This window comes from Actinomycetota bacterium, from assembly GCA_014360655.1.
In the GTDB taxonomy this organism is placed as follows: domain Bacteria; phylum Actinomycetota; class Geothermincolia; order Geothermincolales; family RBG-13-55-18; genus JACIXC01.
On sequence record JACIXC010000005.1, the window covers coordinates 175,248 to 195,401 of the forward strand.

Annotated in this window: 18 protein-coding genes; 3 read left to right on the top strand and 15 right to left on the bottom strand. The window is 66.3% G+C overall.

The genetic code is table 11. The annotated features are described in order from the left end of the window. Positions 1–275 precede the first annotated feature (275 nt). Together H5T73_05615 and H5T73_05620 are read left to right on the top strand one after the other, a co-directional pair. Positions 276–2,369, top strand: coding sequence for an acetate--CoA ligase family protein (locus H5T73_05615; protein MBC7247237.1), 2,094 nt, complete (start codon positions 276–278; stop codon positions 2,367–2,369). Between the two features lie 5 nt (positions 2,370–2,374). Beyond that, positions 2,375–3,442, top strand: coding sequence for a phosphotransacetylase family protein (locus tag H5T73_05620; protein ID MBC7247238.1), 1,068 nt, complete (start codon positions 2,375–2,377; stop codon positions 3,440–3,442). Positions 3,443–3,529: 87 nt separating this feature from the next. On the opposite strand, the gene H5T73_05625 is transcribed toward H5T73_05620, so the two are convergent. The 13 genes from H5T73_05625 to H5T73_05685 all read right to left on the bottom strand — a co-directional run bounded on the left by H5T73_05625 (position 3,530) and on the right by H5T73_05685 (position 17,538). Further along, the gene (locus H5T73_05625; protein MBC7247239.1) at positions 3,530–4,618 is read right to left on the bottom strand and encodes a peptidoglycan DD-metalloendopeptidase family protein; all 1,089 of its coding nucleotides are present in this window, start codon (positions 4,616–4,618) and stop codon (positions 3,530–3,532) included. Between the two features lie 157 nt (positions 4,619–4,775). Next, positions 4,776–5,696 (bottom strand): peptide chain release factor N(5)-glutamine methyltransferase, encoded by a 921-nt coding sequence (gene prmC, locus H5T73_05630; protein ID MBC7247240.1) that lies wholly within the window; start codon positions 5,694–5,696, stop codon positions 4,776–4,778. Positions 5,697–5,700: 4 nt separating this feature from the next. Beyond that, positions 5,701–6,774 (bottom strand): peptide chain release factor 1, encoded by a 1,074-nt coding sequence (prfA, locus tag H5T73_05635; GenBank protein MBC7247241.1) that lies wholly within the window; start codon positions 6,772–6,774, stop codon positions 5,701–5,703. A gap of 13 nt (positions 6,775–6,787) precedes the next feature. Further along, positions 6,788–7,720, bottom strand: a complete 933-nt coding sequence (locus H5T73_05640) for a DUF1385 domain-containing protein (protein ID MBC7247242.1) — start codon at positions 7,718–7,720, stop codon at positions 6,788–6,790. Positions 7,721–7,867: 147 nt separating this feature from the next. Continuing rightward, entirely contained in the window at positions 7,868–8,110 is a 243-nt protein-coding gene (rpmE, locus tag H5T73_05645; GenBank protein MBC7247243.1) for a 50S ribosomal protein L31, read from the bottom strand. A gap of 234 nt (positions 8,111–8,344) precedes the next feature. Continuing rightward, positions 8,345–9,598, bottom strand: a complete 1,254-nt coding sequence (gene rho / locus H5T73_05650; GenBank protein MBC7247244.1) for a transcription termination factor Rho — start codon at positions 9,596–9,598, stop codon at positions 8,345–8,347. 108 nt (positions 9,599–9,706) lie between these two features. Then, positions 9,707–10,354, bottom strand: a complete 648-nt coding sequence (fsa, locus tag H5T73_05655; GenBank protein MBC7247245.1) for a fructose-6-phosphate aldolase — start codon at positions 10,352–10,354, stop codon at positions 9,707–9,709. A 109-nt stretch (positions 10,355–10,463) separates the two neighbouring features. Further along, positions 10,464–11,435, bottom strand: coding sequence for a zeta toxin family protein (locus H5T73_05660; GenBank protein MBC7247246.1), 972 nt, complete (start codon positions 11,433–11,435; stop codon positions 10,464–10,466). Then, positions 11,432–12,766, bottom strand: coding sequence for a 2,3-diphosphoglycerate synthetase (locus H5T73_05665; GenBank protein MBC7247247.1), 1,335 nt, complete (start codon positions 12,764–12,766; stop codon positions 11,432–11,434). The genes H5T73_05660 and H5T73_05665 overlap by 4 nt, the downstream gene beginning before the upstream one ends. Before the next feature lie 51 nt (positions 12,767–12,817). Continuing rightward, positions 12,818–13,603 carry a metallophosphoesterase gene (locus tag H5T73_05670; GenBank protein MBC7247248.1) on the bottom strand — a complete coding sequence of 262 codons (786 nt, stop codon included), beginning with the start codon at positions 13,601–13,603 and terminating at the stop codon, positions 12,818–12,820. A gap of 166 nt (positions 13,604–13,769) precedes the next feature. Continuing rightward, positions 13,770–14,975 carry a cofactor-independent phosphoglycerate mutase gene (locus H5T73_05675; GenBank protein ID MBC7247249.1) on the bottom strand — a complete coding sequence of 402 codons (1,206 nt, stop codon included), beginning with the start codon at positions 14,973–14,975 and terminating at the stop codon, positions 13,770–13,772. Positions 14,976–15,001: 26 nt separating this feature from the next. Further along, the gene (locus H5T73_05680; protein ID MBC7247250.1) at positions 15,002–16,060 is read right to left on the bottom strand and encodes a threonine synthase; all 1,059 of its coding nucleotides are present in this window, start codon (positions 16,058–16,060) and stop codon (positions 15,002–15,004) included. A 176-nt stretch (positions 16,061–16,236) separates the two neighbouring features. Next, positions 16,237–17,538, bottom strand: coding sequence for a homoserine dehydrogenase (locus tag H5T73_05685; protein ID MBC7247251.1), 1,302 nt, complete (start codon positions 17,536–17,538; stop codon positions 16,237–16,239). A 253-nt stretch (positions 17,539–17,791) separates the two neighbouring features. On the opposite strand from H5T73_05685, the gene H5T73_05690 reads away from it, so the two are divergent. Beyond that, on the top strand, positions 17,792–19,090 hold the full coding sequence (locus tag H5T73_05690; GenBank protein MBC7247252.1) for an orotidine 5'-phosphate decarboxylase: 1,299 nt from the start codon (positions 17,792–17,794) through the stop codon (positions 19,088–19,090). Between the two features lie 277 nt (positions 19,091–19,367). Here H5T73_05690 and H5T73_05695 read toward each other — a convergent pair whose 3' ends face one another. Then, on the bottom strand, positions 19,368–19,877 hold the full coding sequence (locus tag H5T73_05695; GenBank protein MBC7247253.1) for a hypothetical protein: 510 nt from the start codon (positions 19,875–19,877) through the stop codon (positions 19,368–19,370). A gap of 135 nt (positions 19,878–20,012) precedes the next feature. After that, positions 20,013–20,154, bottom strand: a 142-nt coding sequence (locus H5T73_05700) for a transposase (GenBank protein MBC7247254.1), incomplete at its 5' end; no start/stop codon positions are given.

The window sequence follows — 20,154 nt, forward strand, 5'->3', positions numbered from 1 at the left end:
GGGCCCATTCAACCGTGTTCCGCCCCGCCGGCGCCATCGGGTAACGCCGTGCCCTGCCGCCGGCGAGGGCCTCCGTACACAATCCCCCCTTCCGCAAGACCGCGTATCCCCCCCGTTTACCTGCGCCACCCCCGCCCGTCATCCATCGACGACAATATCCACCCCGGACGGCGGAGCGGTCCCCGGGGACCTGCCCCGCGGGAAAGGGCGAGCGGGTATAATAAACGCGGCGTTAAAAGCAGTGTTCCGCAAGCATGCGCTGACGCAAGGAGGAGATCCTGGACGCGCTTTTCCGTCCCTCCGCGGTAGCGGTGATCGGGGCCTCCGAGAAGCCGGGCAAGGTGGGCAGGGTGGTCCTCGAGAACATCCTGCGTTCCGGCTTCCCGGGCAGGGTCTACCCGGTGAACCCCTCGCACGAAACCGTCCTCGACCTTGAATGCTATCCCTCCGTGTCCGCCCTCCCGGAGGCACCGGACCTGGCGGTGATCATCGTTCCGGCCCCCGCCGTGCGCGACGTCCTCGAGGAATGCGGCTCCCGCGGCGTGAAGGCGGCGGTGATCATCTCCGCCGGCTTCAAGGAATCCGGGCGGGATGGCTACCGCCGGGAAAGCGAGCTGCGGGAAACGGCGCGCCGCCACGGCATCCGGGTGCTGGGCCCCAACTGCCTGGGGCTGGCCGACACCGCCACCCCCCTCAACGCCACCTTCGCCACCCGGGCCCCGCAGCCGGGCAAGGTGGCCTTCATGTCCCAGTCCGGAGCCCTGTGCACCGCGGTGCTGGGCTGGTCGCAGGAGAACCACCTGGGCTTCTCGCGCTTCATCAGCCTGGGCAACAAGATGGACCTGGACGAGAGTGACTTCCTTGAGGCCCTGGAAAGAGACGGCAACACCTCCGTGATCGCCGCTTACCTGGAGGGCGTTTCCGACGGCGAGAGATTCCTGCAGGTCGCCGAGAAGGTCAGCCGCAGCAAGCCGGTGGTCATCTTCAAGGCGGGCGTGACGCAGGCGGGAGCGCGCGCCGTCTCGTCCCACACCGGGACCCTGGCGGGGTCGGAGAACGCCTACGCGGCCGCCTTCCGCCGCTGCGGCGCCCTGCGCGCCGAGACGGTGGAGGACCTTTTCCTCCTCGCGCGCGCCTTCTCGCTGCAGCCGCCGCCGCGGGGGCCGCGGGTGGCGGTGATCACCAACGCGGGGGGCCCCGGCATCATCGCCTCCGACGCGCTGGAGCGGAGCGGCCTGCTCCTGGCTTCCCTGCAGGATGAGACGACGCGCGCGCTGCGGGAGGGCCTGCCCGAGGCGGCCAGCGTCTACAACCCCGTGGACGTCCTGGGCGACGCGAGCGCGGAGCGTTACCGCCTGGCCCTTAAACACGTGCTTCCCGACCCGGAAAACGATGCGGTGCTGGTCATCCTCACCCCCCAGGCCATGACCGAGATAAGGGAGACCGCCGTCGCCCTCGCTGAGGAGGCGCGGAAGGCCGAGAAGACCGTTTTCGCCGTCTTCATGGGCGGCGAGGAGGTGGCCGAGGCCGAGAGGATACTGCGGGAGGCGGGAATACCCAACTTCCGCTTTCCCGAGGAAGCGGTGAGGACCCTGCGCGGCATGAAGGCCCACACGGACTTCCTGGCGCGCCCGCGACTCACGCGCGTCCGCTTCGAGGTGGACGCGGGCAGGGTGCGCGAGGTCTTCGACTCCGTGCGCGCCCAGGGGCGCAAGGAGCTGGTGGAGGTGGAGGCGCGGGAGGTGCTCCACGCCTACGGCCTCCCCGTCGCCCGCACCGTCCTCGCCACAAACCTCGAGGAGTGCATCCGGGCGGCCCGCGAGATCGGCTACCCGGTGGTGGTGAAGATCGCCTCTCCGCTCATCCTGCACAAGACGGACATCGGGGGGGTGGTGGTGGGCATCGGCAACACCGACGACCTCGTCTCCGCCTACGAGGCGGTCACCAGCAACGCCCGCAAGTTCGTGCCCGCCGCCTCCATCTGGGGCGTGCTGGTGCAGGAGATGCTCCCTCCCTCCCGCGAGCTCATCGTGGGCATGAGCCGCGACAGCCAGTTCGGGCCCCTGCTCATGGCGGGCCTGGGAGGGGTTTACGTGGAGGTGCTGAAGGACGTCAGCTTCCGCATCGCGCCCCTGAGCGAGGAGGAGGCCAGGGAGATGCTGCGGGAGCTGAAGAGCTACTGGCTGCTGCAGGGGGCCAGGGGCGAAAGGCCCGCGGACATCGACGCGGTCATCGAGTGCATACTGCGCGTCTCCCAGCTGGTCACCGACTTCGCGGAGATAACCGAGCTGGACATCAACCCCCTGCGGGTCATGGAGGACGGTAAGGGTTGCCTGGCCGCCGACGCCAGGATCGTCTTGGAGGAGTGATTCCTATGGTGCATATCTACCTGACCTCGCAGCAGGGCCTCGCGGGCCTGCACACCATGTGCATCGGCCTGGGGTTGCGCTTCCAGGAAGACGGCCTCAGGGTAGGGTACATGAAACCCCTGGGCCACCGCTTCCACCAGGAGGAGGGCAGGGTCACCGACGAGGACGCCGCCTTCATGCGCAGGACCCTTTCGCTGCGGGAGGACCTGGAGGACATCTGCCCCGTGGTGCTCACGCCCAAGCTGGTGAACGAGGCCCTCAAGGACGGGGTGGAGGACTTACTCCCGCGCATCCGCGATGCCCTCGCCCGCGTCGGCGAAGGGAAGGACCTGATTATCCTCCAGGGCGCCTACACCTCGCAGCAGGGAAGGATGCTGGGGCTCTCGGCCTTCCGGCTGGCACCGGCCCTGCAGGCCCGCGTTATACTGGTGGAGCGTTTCAACGACGCCTACCTGGCGGACAACGTCCTTGAGGCCTGGGACCGCCTGGGGCAGTCCCTGCTGGGGGTGATCTACAACATGGTACCCGCCAACCGGGAGAGCTTCGTGAAGGAGATGCTCGCCCCCTACCTGGAAAGAAATGGCATATGCGTGTTGGGGGTGCTCCCGCACGAGCGCCTCCTCACTTCCATCAACATCGGGGACCTAGCCAGGCTGCTCGACGGGAAGATACTCTGCGCAGAGGAAGGGAAGGACGCGCTGGTGGAGGACATCGTGGTGGGAGCCATGAGCCAGGAGCACGCCCTCTCCATCTTCCGCAAGCGCAGCAACTTCTGCGTGGTCACGGGCGGCGACCGCAGCGACATACAGCTCGCGGCCATGGAAGCCAAGGCGCGCTGCATAATACTATCCGGCAACCTCTATCCCTCGAGCATCGTCCTGGGGAAGGCGGACGAGCTGGGCATCCCCGTGATCCTGGTGGCCACGGACACCTTCACCACGGCGGAACGGGCGGAGATGATCATCCGCAGCGCGCGCACCCACGAGGCGAGCAAGATCGCGAGGCTGCGCGAGCTCATAGACGGCTGCGTCGACCTGCCCCGCCTCTACGGTCTGGCGGGCATCCGGCGGTAGAAGAAGGCCGCCCGCCCGAAAACGCGTCGCCGCATGACGGTTAAAGGCGGAACGCCCGCGTGTCCGTCACCGCTCCTCGCGCGTCGCTCAGCGGTCGATGGCCACGAGGAGGGGATAGGGATTGACCGCGGGCCCGTGGTTGGGATGCCACTCGAAGTGCAGGTGGGGGCAGCCGCGCGCGTTGCCCGTATCTCCCACGTAACCGATCACCTGTCCCGCGCTCACCCGGCCCGAGGCCGCAAAACCCTGCAGGTGCATGTAGTAATAGAGATGGCCGTTGTCTCCGTGCAGGAAGATGTAGAGACCGGCGTTGCCGCCGCTTCTCTGCTCCACCGTCCCGCTGGTGATGGCCACGCAGGGAGTTCCATAATTCGCCATGATGTCGCACCCCTTGTGGGTGCGCCCCACGGAGCGCGGGGCACCCCAGTCGTTGACGTAGCTGTGGGGGCCCGCGACGGGGAAGTAGAGCCCGTTCACCGGGCCGATGTTCCAGGTGACGGCGCTTCCGCCCCCGCTCCTGCTCCCCCCGCCGTAGCGCGCGCTGAGAAGCGCCGCCACCTCGCGGTCCAGTCCCGCCAGGATGGCCTTCTGCTCGTTGAGCTTGCTCTGGATGGAGGCGCGCTGCTTCTGCAGGCTGGCGCTGTAGGCCTGGTACTCCGCCCTGTCGCTCTCCAGCTCCGCCCGGCGCGCCCGGATGTCCGCCATGAGGCGGCGGGCGGCGTCTATGGCCTCGGCATCATGGTCGCCGATGCGCGACATGTAGTCGTAGGAGTTGATGAAGGTGTCGAAGTCCTCGCACTCGAGGAGCACGTCCAGGGCGGCCACGCTCCCCTCCTTGTACATGGCCACCACGCGGTTGGAGAGGATGCCCTTCCAGCGCTCGTACTCCGCTTCCGCCGCAACGAGCTGCCTCTGGTTGGCCTCGATCCTGGCCTCCACGGCGGCCAGCTTGGACTGCGTCTGGTTGAGCTCGGAGGTGAGGCGGTTCAGCTCCGCCTGCAGCGCTTTCAGCTTGCTCTCGGCCGCCCTGGCCTGTTCCCTCTTCTCGCTGACGGCGTCCGCGGCAGCAGGCGGCGGGGTCCAGCAGGCCGCCACGGCGAAGGACAGCGTCAAGGCGAGGGTTGCATGGACTGCCCTGGTAAATATTCCCGTTCTCCGCCGGGCGATCTTCTCCATACGTTTACCGCCTTCCTCATCCTTCCCATAATTTTAGAGAAGCGCGCGCGCAAAGGTCAAATCAACGCATGGAGATACCATAATATGGCATAAGAAGGGCCGCGCAACCTGCCCGCAAAGGTGCCGCGTTCGGTGGCGCCGACCCGAAAGGCGGCGCTCATCCCGGCGCCGCGCGGGGCGCACGCCTCCCTTCCACCATGCGGGGGCGGCCGGTGAGGTCATCTCCCTTTCTCACCGCCGCGTAACCAAGGTTTTCCAGCATACGGCACAGCTCCTCCGCCTGGTCTTCCCCGCATTCCATGAGCAGGCACCCTCCGGGCGCAAGCCAGGACAGGGCCTGCTCCGCAAGGCGGGCGTGCACCTCGGTGCCCCCGGGACCCGCCACCAGGGCCACGCGCGGTTCGTGTTCCCTCACCTCCGGGGGCAACAGCGGGAAGTCCGCCTCGCGCACGTAGGGAGGGTTGCTCACCACCAGGTCGATCCTCCCCTCGAGCCGCGGCGGCAGGGCCCGCAGGAGGTCACCGCGGTGGAAGTCCACCACGCCTTCCATGCCCAGGCGCGAGGCGTTCTCGCGCGCCGCCTGCAGCGCCTCCCCGCTGCCGTCCGTGGCGTGGACCACCGCCTGCGGGTGCTCCTTCGCCAGGGAAAGGGCGATGCAGCCCGAGCCGGTGCCCACGTCCACCACCAGCGGGTGCCCGCCTTCCCCGCGCAGGATCTCCAGCGCCCTTTCCACCAGCATCTCCGTCTCCGGCCGCGGTATGAGCACCCTCCCGTCCACCGCCAGTTCCAGGCGGCGGAAACCGCTGACGCCCGTCACGTACTGCAGGGGCTCTCGCCCCGCCCTCCGGCGCACGCAGCGGAAGAACGCGCGTCTCGCCGCGGCGGACATCTCCATCTCGGGACGGGCGTAGAGCTCCGCCCTGCCGCATCCCGCGCAGTGGGACAGGAGCAGCTCGGCATTGAGGCGGGGCTTGTAAATACCATATCTTTCCAGATACGCCTCGGCCCACTCGAGCAGCTCGCGGACCCGTCGCGGGGAAGCGCCGCGCGCGGAAGCCCGCCTGCCGTGTCGCTCCACGTCCTCATTCCCCCCCGGCCGCTTCCGCCAGCTTCCGCGCGCGGTCGGCAGCGGCCAGCGCCTCGATTATCTCGTCCAGGTCGCCGTCGAGGATCTCCTCCAGCCGGTACAGCGTAAGCCCTATGCGGTGGTCCGAGACGCGGCCCTGCGGGAAGTTGTAGGTGCGTATCCTCTCGGAACGGTCCCCGGTCCCCACCTGGGAACGCCTCTCCTCCGCCTGCTCCCGCTGCTGCCGTTCCTGTTCCATGCGCAGGAGGCGCGCGCGCAGGATGCGCAGGGCCTTCTCCCTGTTCTGAAGCTGGCTCTTCTCGTCCTGGCAGGATACCACCACCCCGGTGGGAAGGTGGGTGACGCGCACCGCGGAGTCGGTGGTGTTCACCGACTGGCCGCCCGGACCCGTGGAACGGAAGACGTCGATGCGCAGGTCCGCGGGGTCGATCTCCACCTCCACCTCCTCCGCCTCGGGCAGGACGGCGACGGTGGCGGTGGAGGTATGGATGCGCCCCCCTGACTCGGTGACCGGTATGCGCTGCACGCGGTGCACGCCCGATTCGTATTTCAGCCGGCTGAAAACACCCCTGCCCCGCACGGAGAAGATGATCTCCTTGAAACCCCCCAGCTCCGACGGGCTGGAAGAGAGGGTCTCCACGCTCCATCCCTTCCTGTCGGCGTAGCGCGTGTACATGCGGTAGAGGTCGCCCGCGAAAAGGCCGGCTTCCTCCCCGCCCGCTCCCGCGCGGATCTCCATGATGACGTCCTTGCTGTCCCGCGGATCGCGCGGGACGAGAAGCAGCTTTATCTTCCCTTCCAGGTCCCCCACCCGCTCCTCCGCCTCCCGCAGGGACTCGCGCAGGAAAGCGAGCATCTCCGGGTCGCTCTCCTCGCGGATGAGCTCCCGGGCCTCCTCCGCCTCCCGCAACGCCCGCCGGTATTCGCGGAGGTGGGAAACGATCTCGGCGAGCTCGGCGTGGCTCTTGGCCAGCTCCGCGTACTTCGCCCGGTCCTGGTAGACCTCCGGTTCCGCCAGCTGCCTCTCCAGCTCCCGGTAGGTCTCCTCTATCTCCTGCAGCCTGTCCATGAAGCCCACGGCCTCATCCCACCTCCTGCCGTCCCTCCCCCTCCCTTTCCAGCAGCGCGCCCAGCGCCGCCAGGGCCACCTCTACCTGCTCCCTTTCAGGCCGCCGCGTGGTCAGCCTCTGCAGGGCCAGGCCCGGCGCCACTAGCGCGGAGAGCCAGGGCGAACGGCTTCTTTCCGCATATCTCATTATCTCATAAGAGGTCCCCGCCACCAGCGGGATGACCGCCAGCCTCTCCAGCACGCGCAGCCACAGCGCCGGCTTCCCCAGGAAGGAGTAGACCAGGACGGTGAGCACGAGCACCAGGAGGATGAAGGAGGTCCCGCAGCGCAGGTGGTCGGTGCCCTCGCGCAGGGCCCTCTCCGGTTCCAGGGGATAACCCTTCTCCAGGAGATGGATGGACTGGTGCTCCGCCCCGTGATACTGGAAGACGCGCCGCATCTCCCGCGAAAGCGACACCAGGATAAGGTAGGCCACGAAGAAGGCCACGCGCATGCCGCCTTCCACCAGGTTCCAGAGCCACACGGGGCTGCCTTCCGGCAGGAGGCGGGGGGCCAGCCAGGTAGGCAGGGCGATGAAGAGACCCACGGCGAGGACCACGGCCAGCAGGAAGGAAAGGGCCTTGCTCCACCATCCCAGGGCCTCGCCGTCCTCCTCGCCCTCCAGCGCGAGATCCGCGGAGAGGGAAAGGGCGCGCCAGCCCAGGACCAGGCTCTCCGCCAGTACGAAAACGCCGCGCAGGAAAGGACGGTCCCAGGAGGGATGGCGCGACAGGAAGGAGCGCAGGGGTTCCACCTGGGAATATATGGTGCCGTCGGGCCTGCGCACCGCCAGCGACCAGAACCTCCTGCCGCGCATCATCACGCCTTCGATGAGGGCCTGGCCGCCGATGCGGGCGTCCCCTTCCGCGCAATTACCGCGGGAAGGGGAACGCGCGTGGGTTCTCATATCCCTCTCCCTCGCGAAGCGCCGCCCGCCGCAGCCGCGAAAAGCCTTCCACCGCCTCCCTGCACGCGCGACACCCGTGCGCGGGACCGCGAAACGCGGAAGGTCAAGCGAGGTCGCGGTCGGGGATGGGCCCAGGCGCGGGCCGCACTACTTCTCCGCCTTCTCCGGACCCTTCTTACGCCTCTGGGGCCTCGCCTTTCCGTAGCGGCGCTCGAAACGCTCCACCCTGCCGCCGGTGTCCACGAGTTTCTGTTTGCCCGAGTAAAAGGGGTGACATTGCGAACATATCTCCACCCGCAGCACCGGCTTCGTGGACCTCGTCCTGAAGGTGTTGCCGCAGGAACAGGTCACCGTGGCCTCCACGTAATCGGGATGAATCCCTTTCCTCATCTCGACGTTCCTCCGTATTCCCAGGATATCTTTCCGATATAACCAGACAAGTATAGCAACATGCCACTCCCTCGAACAGGCCGAAAGCCCCGGGGGACCCGGAAGGGCGCCCGCCCGGCGTGACCTGCCAGAACTGCCGGTCACGCCCGTTTCCCGCAACGGGAAGCAGGGACGCTGGGGCACACCCTTGCGTACAGGTTCCCGGGCCCGGCGCCCCGCGTAGGGCGCCACGCCTCAGGAGATGGGCGACCTGGCTATCTCGTTCAGGAACTCCTGGTTGTTCTTGGTGCTGCGTATCTTGTCTATGAGCAGCTCGATGGCCGCGCTGGGGTCGAGGGCGTGAAGCACACGACGCAGTTTCCAGACCACCTGCGCTTCCTCCGGCTCCATGATCAGCTCTTCCTTGCGTGTCCCGGACTTGTCGATCTCTATGGCCGGGAAGATACGCTTGTCCGCCAGTTTGCGGTCCAGGTGCAGCTCCATGTTGCCGGTACCCTTGAACTCCTCGAAGATGACCTCGTCCATGCGGGACCCGGTCTCCACCAGGGCGGTGGCGATGATGGTGAGGCTGCCCCCGTCCTCGATGTTCCTCGCCGCGCCGAAGAAGCGCTTGGGCGGGTAGAGGGCGGTGGAATCCACCCCTCCGGAGAGGATACGCCCGCTGGTGGGCGTGGCGAGGTTGTAAGCACGCGCCAGGCGGGTGATGCTGTCCAGGAGGATGACCACGTCGTGATTGTGTTCCACCAGGCGCTTGGCCCTCTCCAGCACCAGCTCCGCCACCTGGATGTGGTTGTCGGACGGCTGGTCGAAGGTGGAGCTGATCACCTCGCCCTTCACGGAACGTTCCATGTCCGTGACCTCCTCGGGACGCTCGTCCACAAGGAGGACGATGAGCTTCACCTCCGGGTTGTTGTAGGTGATGCTGTTGGCGATCTGCTTCAGGATGGTGGTCTTGCCCGCCTTGGGCGGGGAGACGATCAGCCCCCTCTGCCCCTTGCCGATGGGAGCGATGAGGTCGATGATCCTGGGCGCCGTGACCTCGTCGGGCGTCTCCAGGCGCAACCGCTGCAGCGGAAAGAGGGGCGTCAACTGCTCGAACTGCTTACGCTCGCGGCAGACTTCGGGGTTGTCCCCATTGACCTTCTCGATGCGCAGCAGGGCGTTGTACTTCTCGCTGTCCTTGGGCGGGCGCACCTGGCCCTGTATCTCGTCACCCCTCTTGAGGTGGAAGCGCCGTATCTGGGAGAGCGAGACGTAGATGTCCTCCTCGCTGGGAAGGTAACCGCGCGTGCGCAGGAAGCCGTAGCCCTCGGGAAGGATGTCCAGGATCCCCGTGCGGATGAAAAGCCCTTCCTCCTCCACGCGGCGGTTGAGGATGCTCTCGATGAGCTCCTGTTTGCGCATACCGGTGATGCCGGTCAGTCCCATCTCGCGCGCCATGCCCTGCAGGTCCACCAGGAGCATGGATTCCAGCTTGGCCCTGTCCATTGTCTGTTCCAAGTTCTCACCTCCTTTCCATTAATTTCCTATAAAAACCTCTTGCCGTGTTGCTGACGTGTTCTTGCCCGGGCCTTGCCCTTGCCCTGGCCGTTCCCTTCACAGGTCCTTGATCTTCTCATAATCCTCCAGGAACCTCTTGATGCCGATGTCCGTCAGGGGATGCTTCACCATCGCCACCATCACCTCGTAAGGGATGGTGGCTATGTGCGCGCCGGCCCGCGCCGCCTGCACCACGTGCATGGGATGACGCAGGCTGGCCGCGATGACCTCGGTGGCCAGTCCATAGGTGTCGAAGATGTCCACTATCTCCTCCACCACCGCCATGCCGTTGTTGCCGATGTCGTCGAGGCGGCCCACGAAGGGGCTGACGAAGGTGGCCCCCGCCGCCGCCGCCAGCAGCGCCTGGTTGGCGGAAAATACCAGGGTGACGTTGGTCTTGATCCCTTCCCGCGCCAGGCGGCTGACCGCGGCCAGGCCCTGCGGGGTCATGGGTATCTTCACGTTGATGTTCTCGGCGATGGCCGCCAGCTCCCGCGCCTCGCGCACCATCCCCTCCGTGTCCATGCTCAAGGCCTCGGCGCTGACCGGGCCGCGCACGACCTCCGCGATCTCCCGCAGGCACTCCCGCATGCCGCGCCCCTCCTTGGAGACCAGCGAGGGGTTGGTGGTCACGCCGGAAAGCACTCCCCACCCGTTTATCTCCTTTATGTGCTCCACGTTTGCGGTGTCCAGGAAAAGCTTCATCGCAAACCTCCGCTCGAATCGCCTTCCGTCGTCCCTGCATGCCGCGCCACCGCACGCGCGACAGTCCTTCGGGCATCCTCCTCCGTATCAGCCGGCCCGGTCGTGCCGCTCATATGAACAGCGCCGCCTCTTCCGGCAACTTCTCCTTGCGGGCCATCTCGTAGGCGGTGTTGATGATGTAATCGACTACATCGGACACGGTGGAGTCCAGGTCCACGCACTCCACCGCCCTGACCCCGGTCACCTCGGCCATGTGCACGATATAATCCTGTATCTTGCGTATGTTGTCGAAATGCTTCACGTACCTCTGGAAAGGCCTGGTGCCCTGCGTCTCCACCTCCCGGATGTAGAAGTGGCTGCGGTGCAGTTTCTCGTCCGTCACCTTGACGACCAGGGGGACGATGAACGCGTCTGGGAACTGCTCGGCCGTTATGAAGCCGGGCACGATGTGCGCTCCCTCGATGATGATATGGGTGCCCTCGTTGAGGGCCCTCTTGATGATCGCCCGCACTCCCACCAGCACGGAGAGGCTCTGCTCCCGGAACCCGGCCACCACCGGGTCCACGTGCGGCGGCAGGGGGTGGATAAGGGCGGACTCCGCGTCGAAGGAGGAGGTGTGGATGGTGGGCATGAGCTCGTGCGAGAAGAAAGCACGCATGACCTCGCGGATGGCATCGGTAGACACGATGCGCACGATGCTCAATCGGTTGGCGAGCATGGTGGCGATGGTCGACTTTCCCACGCCGGTGGTGCCGCCCATGAGCACCACCAGGGGCTTGTTCAGGCTGCTGAAACTCACGTAGCGGCGGTAGTTGTCCGCGTACTTCTCGCCGATCTTTTCCAGGAGCACGTGGTAGATTATGCGGCGCAGCTCCTTCGCCTGTATCTCCAGCCTCCCCTCTCCCACCAGGTATTCCTCGATACCGGAGGCCACGTAATACGCGGGTCCCGGCGGCAGGCCGGAAGCCATGATGGCGTTGGCCGTCAGGCCCTTGGAGAAGGGCACGCGGTGATATTCCTCGTCGAGGATGGTTATCCTCTTGTTCTTGTTGTCGCTCTTCTTCTCGCCTTCGCTTCTCATGATCTCTCCGTGGCCTTCTCCCACATGGTGCGGAAGAAGCCTTCCAGCTCCCCCGCGCCGCCCGAGGGCACCGGCAGGTTATGGAAGTAGACTATCTCCTTCCCCCTCTCCCGAGCGTACCTCGCCGCCACCTCGACCGCCGCAGCCTTGAGCTCCGTGAGGATGACCTCCGCTTCCCCCGCTCCCTCCAGGTCCCGCAGCAGCGCTTTCCTCTCCGCCAGCCTCGAGCTCATCCCCACCACCCGGCACCCCGTTTCCTCCTCCAGGTGCCTGCGCGCTAGGCCCGTGACCGCCTCCGGCGCGGTCATGGCAAGAAACACTTTCCTGCCGCTGATGGGTTGCAAGGGATGAGGCCTGAAAACCGTTTCTATGGTTATTATATCGCCTTTTATCCGTTTTATCCTATCGCGCAGCTCCTTTATCCTGCGGGGAGAAGCGAAAGGTTCTTCGCACATTGTAATGACAACCCCGTCCGAAATCAAGAGCCGGTAGGGGCCCAGGTAACCCAGGGCTTCCTCCATGTCCTGCGCCGCGCTGACGACGCAGACGGTCACCCGTGCGGCCACGGGGGGGATGCTCGACCCGCTGCCCTCCACGATGACCGCGTCCGCGGGAAGGGTTTCCGCCAGGCGGGCGGCCTGCGCGCAGTTGGTCACATACGGTTGCCCCGCCATCCCCCCGCCGCAGCGGCGGGAACCGACGGTGACCACGCCGGATATCAGCGCGTCCTCGTAATGGTCGGAAGCGGCGTGCAGCCCCTTGTCCAGCTCGCCGAGGAGGAAATCCCCGTCGATCCCCTCCCGCACCAGGTACGGTTCCGGCGGCCCTCCTCTTCCCATGGCCACCACCACCGGGCGCAGCCCCGCGCGGTGCAGGAAACGCGCCATCTCCGCCGAGACGGCCGTCTTGCCGCACCTCTTGCCGGTCCCGATGACGGCGCAAGACGGCTTGCTCAGAACCTCCTCCCGCACGGGCGGCCGGAACTCGAAGTCGCCTCCCCGGTAGCATGCCCCCTCGGCCAGCGCCACCGCGGCGAGCTCCATCCTCAGCCGCGGACCGAGCACGGGCAGGTCGCTGAGGTCCACCACCACCCGCGGCCTCAACCTGCGCAGGAATTCTCCCAGGTCGCGCGCGGGGTCCTCCGCGACGAACAGCTCGTAACGCGGCGAAGAGAGTTCCCCCACGTCGACGATCTTCTCCGTGCCGCCCAGGAAAAAAAGCCCCACCGGCACCAGGCCCTCCCTTTCCGAGAGGGTGCGCAGCGCGGCGAGCACCGTGGCCGGATGGTGTTCGCCGTCCACCAGGAAAACCGCTTTCAGGCCGTCAGCCACCGTTAATCACATCCCGTTCCGTGTCCTCGCCGGGAGAGCAGGCGGAAGCGATCAGATGTCGGTCCCGATTATCTCGCGGACTATCCCGGAAAGCTCTTTCTGGGTATCGGAGACCCCGGCGCCGAATTGCGCGATGATGTCCCGCCCCCCGAAGGGATACTTCCGGAAAACCTTGACCGTATCCTCGCGGATCTCGATGACGTTGTAGCACGGCTTGGTGTGGCCGCGCAAGCGCAGCGTGGAAATGGTCCCCGCGTTCACGATATAGAGGTCCTCCAGCCTCCACACGTAGGGCACGTGCTTGTGGCCTGTGAGCACCAGGTCCACCCCGGAATAGACGAGCAGCTCCAGGATGTCGCCGGCGTCGTACACGATGTTCCTCTCCCTGCCGGTGCCGGGAACCGGCAGCAAGTGGTGGTGGAGGGCGAAGATCTTGAAGGCATCCGCTGACTGGTAACTATTGACAATCCAGCCGTATTTTTCCCTGCCTATCTTCCCGTCGTCGAGGTCCGGTTCGCTGGAATCCACGCCCAGGATGAAAACACCCTGGTACTCGAGGGAGCGGAAGAGGGGGCCGAAGAGCTCCTGGAAGTGGAGGTAACCAACGTTGCGGGAATCGTGGTTGCCGGGGACGATGACGATGTGCTCGCATTCCAGGCTGTCCAGGTAGGACCTGGCGGTCAGGTATTCCTGTCGGAAACCCTCGTTGGTAAGGTCGCCGGTCACCACCACTATGTCCGGCTTCAGCTCGTTCAGCTCGAGTATGGTCCGGTTCATGAGGTTGGCCACGAAATGGTAGGAGCCGATGTGAAAATCGGATATGTGGGCCACCACCAGCGGTGATTTCTTTACCGGGTAGATCCTGGATGACAATTCCAACACGCTCCCTGCCGGATACGGGCGCACAACCGCGCAATATCCGCTTCGGAAAAAGGGGGCCTTTCCTTTAACCGCCCATAACCTATTTATAGCACACGACGCGGCCCGACGCGCGCTTAGTCCCTCACCGCCCGCCCGCCTCCCGCCCCGCCAGTATATCCAGCAACTTCCATGCCGGTACGTCCCGGAACCTCCCCTCCGCGGCGGCCCTCTCGCTGAAAGCCTTCACCGCGTCCGGCTCCAGGCCCGGGACGTAAACCGCGAAGGGGACGGGGCCGTGCACGTGCGTGCGCGCCTCGAGGGGCGTGAGGTGGTCCGGCGCTAGAAGGACGCACAGGTTCTCCCGCAACTGCACGGTGGCGTCGAGAACGGCGCCCACGACATGCCGGTCGAAGCGCTCCAGGGCCTCCACCTTGGCCTCCCAGTCGCCCTCGTGGCCGGCCTCGTCCGGTGCCTCCACGTGCACGAACACCAGGTCCACGCGATGCAGGGCGGCCACGGCATAACGGCCCTTGGCCTCGTAATCGGTATCGTGATAACCGGTGGCGCCGGGGACCTCCACCACGTCCATGCCGGCCAGTATTCCCAGGCCCTTGACCAGGTCGACGGCGGTGATCACCGCGCCGTCGATGCCGTACCTTTCCCGCAGGGTGGGAAGCCGCGGGGCCTTTCCCTGCCCCCAGGGCCATACCATGTTCGCCGGCCTCAGGCCCCTTTCCTCCCGCGAGCGGTTGACCTCGTGGTCGCGCAGCAGGCGCTGCGAGATGCGCATCAGCGCCCGCAACCTCTCCTCCCCCGGACCCTCGGGTATCACCTCCGCGATCTCCCGCCCCACCACGTCGTGGGGTGGGAAGCAGCGCGCCTCCAGGTAATGGAGGCCCCGCAACACCAGGAGGTGGCGGTAGCCGACGCCGGGGTGAAAGCGGGTGTAGTGGTCGCCCAACCTCTCCTGGAGGAAGAGGATGATGCGGGCCGCCTCCTCGCTGGAGATATGGCCCGCGCTGTAATCCTCCAGGCGCCCCTCGCGGGCAGTGACCAGGTTGCAGCGGAAGGCCACCTCATCCGGGGAGAGCGCTACCCCCATGCTGGCCGCCTCCAGGGGGCCGCGGCCCGTGTAATAGCGGTGAGGGTCGTAGCCGAGCAGGGAAAAGGTGGCGACGTCGCTTCCCGCCGGCATGTCAGCGGGCACGGTGATCGCCGTTCCGCAGATCCCGTTCTCCGCCAGGAAATCCATGTTGGGGGTGCGGGCGACCTCCAGGGGCGTCATGCCGCCCCGTTCTTTCACCGGGCGGTCTGCGGCCCCGTCCGGCACCAGGATGGTGTACTTCAATCCCCCTCCTCCATGAATATCCTTATCTAACGGAACCCGAGCGCCTCGAGGACCGCGTCCATCTGCGGCGGCACGGGCGCCGGCTCCTGCACGCAACTCACCGCCAGGTCGGGGTCCTTCAGTCCGTGGCCGGTGAGCACGCACACCACCAGGGAGCCCGCCGGCAGTTCCCCGCGCCGGAAGGACTTGTAGAGCCCAGCCACGGAAGCGGCGGACGCCGGCTCCACGAAAACGCCCTCTCTCTCGGCCAGCAGGCGGTAGGCCTCCAGTATCTCGCCGTCGGAAACCATGTCTATGGCGCCCCCCGACTCCTCCGCCGCCGCCACCGCCTGCTTCCAGCTCGCGGGGTTGCCGATGCGGATGGCGGTGGCCAGGGTCTCCGGCTTCTCCACAACGTGCCCGCGCACGATGGGCGCCGCGCCCTCGGCCTGCCAGCCCATCATGCGCGGCAGGGCCTCTATCCTTCCCGCCTCGCGGTATTCCCGGTAGCCCTTCCAGTAGGCGGTTATGTTGCCCGCGTTGCCAACTGGGATAAAATGGTAATCGGGAGCGCGTTCCAGCACATCGCAGATCTCGAACGCCCCCGTTTTCTGCCCCTCGATGCGGTGGGGGTTGAGGGAGTTCACCAGGACCACCGGGTGATCCTCCGCGATGCGGCGCACCAGCTGCAAGGCCTGGTCGAAATTGCCGTCCAGGGCGATCACCCTGGCCCCGTGGATGAGCGCCTGCGCCAGCTTGCCCAGCGCGATGGCCTGGCGGGGGATGATCACCGCGCACTCCATCCCGGCCCGTGCCGCGTACGCAGCCGCGGAGGCGCTCGTGTTCCCGGTGGAGGCGCAGATGACCATGCGGGCCCCCTCCTCCAGCGCCTTGGAAACGGCCACGGTCATGCCGCGGTCCTTGAAAGACCCGGTGGGGTTCAGGCCCTCGTACTTGAGAAAGACCCTGGCGTTCAGCTGCCGGCCGATGTAGCGCGCCTCCACCAGCGGCGTGCCGCCCTCCAGCAGGGTCACCACGGGCGTGCCGGCGCTTACGGGCAGGAACTCCCGGTAGGCCTCTATCACGCCACGCCAGTCGCCTCGCAACACGTCACCTCCAGGATACGAACATGCTCTATCCCGCTCCCTTCCGCAGCCCGTGCCGCCGCCGTTGAGGGTACCGGGGAAGCGGCCTCAACGCTTCCCGGCCCCCCGCCGACCTGCGGGGCCGACCGTCCCCCGCGCCCGGCTCCCGGACCCCGGAGCGGGGCAAGGCCCGGCTCTCAATCCTCCTCGGGGTCCTCCACCCTGATGAGGCTGACGATGCGGTTCACCTCTTCCAGCTCCTGCAGACCCCGCACCGTGGCCTGCAGGTTCTCCTCCTTCACGGTATGCGTTATCAGCACTATGCGCGCTTCCCCGCCCGTGCCGTGCTGGATCACCGACTTTATGCTCACCCCGTTGCTCCCGAACACGCCGGCGATCTTCGCCAGCACGCCCGGCCGGTCGGGCACGTCGAAGATCATGAAGTAGCGGGAGAAGACGTCCCTGATGTTCTTTACCGGTTTCTGGTAGAAACAGGTGCACCCCACCAGCCTCCCTCCCCCGAGGATGTTGCGGGCGATGGCGATGACATCCCCCACCACCGCGCTCGCCGCGGGCAGAGATCCCGCCCCCTTGCCGTAGAACATCAATTCGCCCACCGCGTCCCCGGATACGAAGATGGCGTTGTTCTCGTCTCGCACCGATGCCAAGGGGTGCCGCGAGGGGATCATGGTGGGGTGCACGCGCACGCTTATCCCGTCCTCCTCGTCCTTGGCTACGGCCAGGAGCTTGATGACGTAGCCGAGTTCGCGGGCGAAGGTGATGTCCGCGGGCGTCACGCCGGTTATGCCCTCCGCGTAGACGTCGTCCAGGGTCACGCGCGAGTTGAAGGCCATGGAGGCCAGGATGGCCAGCTTGGCCGCCGCGTCCTTCCCCTCCACGTCATAGGCGGGATCGGCTTCCGCGTAGCCCAGTTGCTGCGCCTTGGCCAGGGCCTCCTCGAAGCGCAGCCCCTCCTCGCTCATGCGGGTGAGGATGTAGTTGGTGGTGCCGTTGACGATGCCCAGCACCTGGTCGATGGCGTTCCCGGCCAGGCACTGCTTGAGGGGCATGAGGATGGGTATGCCGCCCCCCACCGCCGCCTCGTACGCGAGGTCGACTCCATGCGCCTCGGCGGCCTGCAGCAGCTCCCCCCCGTGTGTGCTCATGAGCTCCTTGTTGGCGCACACCACGTGCTTGCCCCGCGAGAGGGCCTCGAGGATGAAGGTGCGCGCCGGCTCGATGCCCCCCATCACCTCCACCAGGATGTCCACCTCCGGGTCGCAGATGACCTCCATGGCGTCGGTGGTGAGCGCCTCCTCCGGCAACTCCACGTAGCGCGGATCGGCGAAGTCCCGCACCGCGACGCGCTTGACGCGAATATCGCAGCCCACGCGGCGTGAGATGAGGTCGGCGTTCTCCCTTAGGATGCGCACCACCCCGGAACCCACCGTCCCGCATCCTATCTGTCCCACGTGCACTACCCGTCTTTTCTCCGCCATGTATCCTCCCGCGCGGCTCGCCCTGCAGTGCAGGCTCCGTCGTTCAAGGAGTATTCTACAGGACCGAAAAGGTCCCTGCACCAGGAGGAAGCAAACCCTCCCGCGGCGCTCTTCAAGGACGGGGGGGCGCGTATCGCTCCCCTGCCTGCGGGCGCCGATCGCAGAAGCGTCTTCCGACGCGCTCACCGTTCCGGCAGGCACGCGGGTCCCGCCTTTCCGTTGCGGGCGCGGGGGAAAGTAATATAATCCTCTTATGAAACTCAAGGGACCGGTGCTGCAGGTGGCCCTGGATTTCGTGGACCTGGAGAGGGCCGTCAAGGTCGCGGAGGAGGCGGTCGCGGGCGGCGCGGACTGGCTGGAGGCCGGCACCCCCCTCATCAAGAGCGAGGGGCTGAACGCGGTGCGTGCCCTGCGTGAACGTTTCCCCCACCACGTGATCATCGCCGACATGAAGACCATGGACGCCGGCCGCGCGGAAGTGGAAGCGGCGGCGAAGGCCGGCGCCAACATCATCGACGTCCTGGGGGCGGCATCAGACGCCACGGTGCGGGAATGCGTGGAAGCCGCCAACAACTACGGCGCCGAGATCGTGGTGGACCTCATCGAGGTGGGTGACCCGGTGGAGCGGGCGAGGGCCGCGGAGGCGGCGGGAGCGCACTACATCGCCGTACACACCGCCATCGACATGCAGATGCGCGGCCTGGACCCCTTCGAGAAGCTGAGGCTGGTGGCCAACTCGGTGAGCGTCCCGGTGGCGGTCGCGGGGGGCATCAACTCGGAGACGGCCGCCAGGGCGGTGGAGAGCGGGGCGGACATCGTCATCGTTGGGGGCGCCATCATCAAGAGCAGGGACGCCAGGGCCGCCACCGAGGAGATCAAGCGCGCCATGCTCACCGGACAGGCGGTGAAGACCGAGCTGTACAAGCGCGTCAGCCTGGAGAACGTGCGCGAGATACTCATGAAGGTCTCCACTCCCAACATCTCCGACGCCATGCACCGCTCCGGGGAGCTGGAGGGCATCCTCCCCATCAGCCCCGGGATGAAGATGGCGGGGCCCGCGGTCACCGTGCGCACCTATCCCGGTGACTGGGCCAAGCCTGTGGAGGCCATAGACGTCGCCGAGGAGGGCGACGTCATCGTGATCGACGCCGGCGGGGCGGGACCCGCCCTGTGGGGGGAGCTGGCCACCCACAGCGCCATCCAGAAGAAGTTGGCCGGGGTGGTCATCGACGGCGCCATCCGTGACACGGTGGAGATACGCAGCCTGAACTTCCCCTCCTTCGCCCGCCTCATCACCCCTACCGCCGGCGAGCCGAAGGGCTTCGGGGAGATAAACGTGCCGGTCAAGGTGGGAGGGAGAAGGGTTTTCCCGGGAGACTGGCTGGTAGGGGACGACGACGGCGTGGTGGTCATCCCCCGCGACAAGGTGGTGGAGATGGCCAACCGCGCCATGGACGTCCTGGAGAAGGAGAACAGGTTGCGGGGAGAGATCCAGGCCGGGTCGACCCTTTCCCAGGTCGCCTACCTCGAGAAGTGGGAAAAGCGCAAGTGACCTTCAACCCGGCGCACGCCAGACGGGAGTATCCGATAAACAAAGGACCCGCGAATAAACGTCGCCTCGTCTGGCCTGTTGCGTTCTATCCAAGAGGACAGCTCCGGCAGGATCGCCCCGGCGGCGACTCCTCGCAACGAACCTTTCCGCCAAGCATGGAAGGCCGGCTCCTCTCCCCGCGACGTTCCCGGCGAGTCAGCCTCCGTTGCGCGCCTCGCGGGGGCGGCACAGCACACTCCAGGTGCAAGCCTTATCGATAAAAGGGGCACTCAGCTTATTACTTGCTCCCGATCTTGCCGATGGTGATCGTGACCTTGCCGGCCTCTTCCTCTACGGTCACCGTGGTGAAGTTCTCCTCCATGTCGCCGATCATCCAGCCGGCGCTCTTCGTCCCGCCCTCGCTGGTGGTGTACATGGGCTCCCCCAGTTTGCCCGAGTACCAGCCCACGACCTCATCGAAGTCGTCTTTCGTCGTCCACTGGCCGCCCGCGTAGACGGAGGCCTGGCCCCCGCTCGTCGCGCTCGCCGTCCCACCGCTCCCGGGCACGTAATCGGCATCGGGGTAGACGGGTACTCCGAGGTCCTTTTCGGTGGGCTCTTTCTCGCCGCTCTCGTAGGTCGTCCTGCCCTCCTCGCTCTCTATGGTCACCTTGCCTCCGTCCTCTTCGACCTGCACCTCTTCCCCGCCCGGTAGCTTGACGCTGGTCTCCTTCTTGCCGCAGCCCGTCACGGCGACCAGGGCCACGCAGAGCCCGAGGATCATAGACAGCACCAGTAGCTTCTTCATCGTCGCTCCTTCCTTCCGCCTTTCTCCATCTCTTACGCCCCCGGGCTTTCCGTCCCAAGCCGCGATCCCGGGATATCCGTCACCTCTCCAGTTTCACACCTGCGAAGGGATTTGTCCATCAACTGTCCTGGTTCACTACATGGTGAACACATCATCCCTATCCTTGCTCTCCTCCATCCACGCCTTCAGGAACTCCATGGGGGTGAGATAACCCAGGCTCTGGTGTGGTCTCACGTAATTGTACACGTAATTCCATCTGCAAAGGATCTCGTTGAGC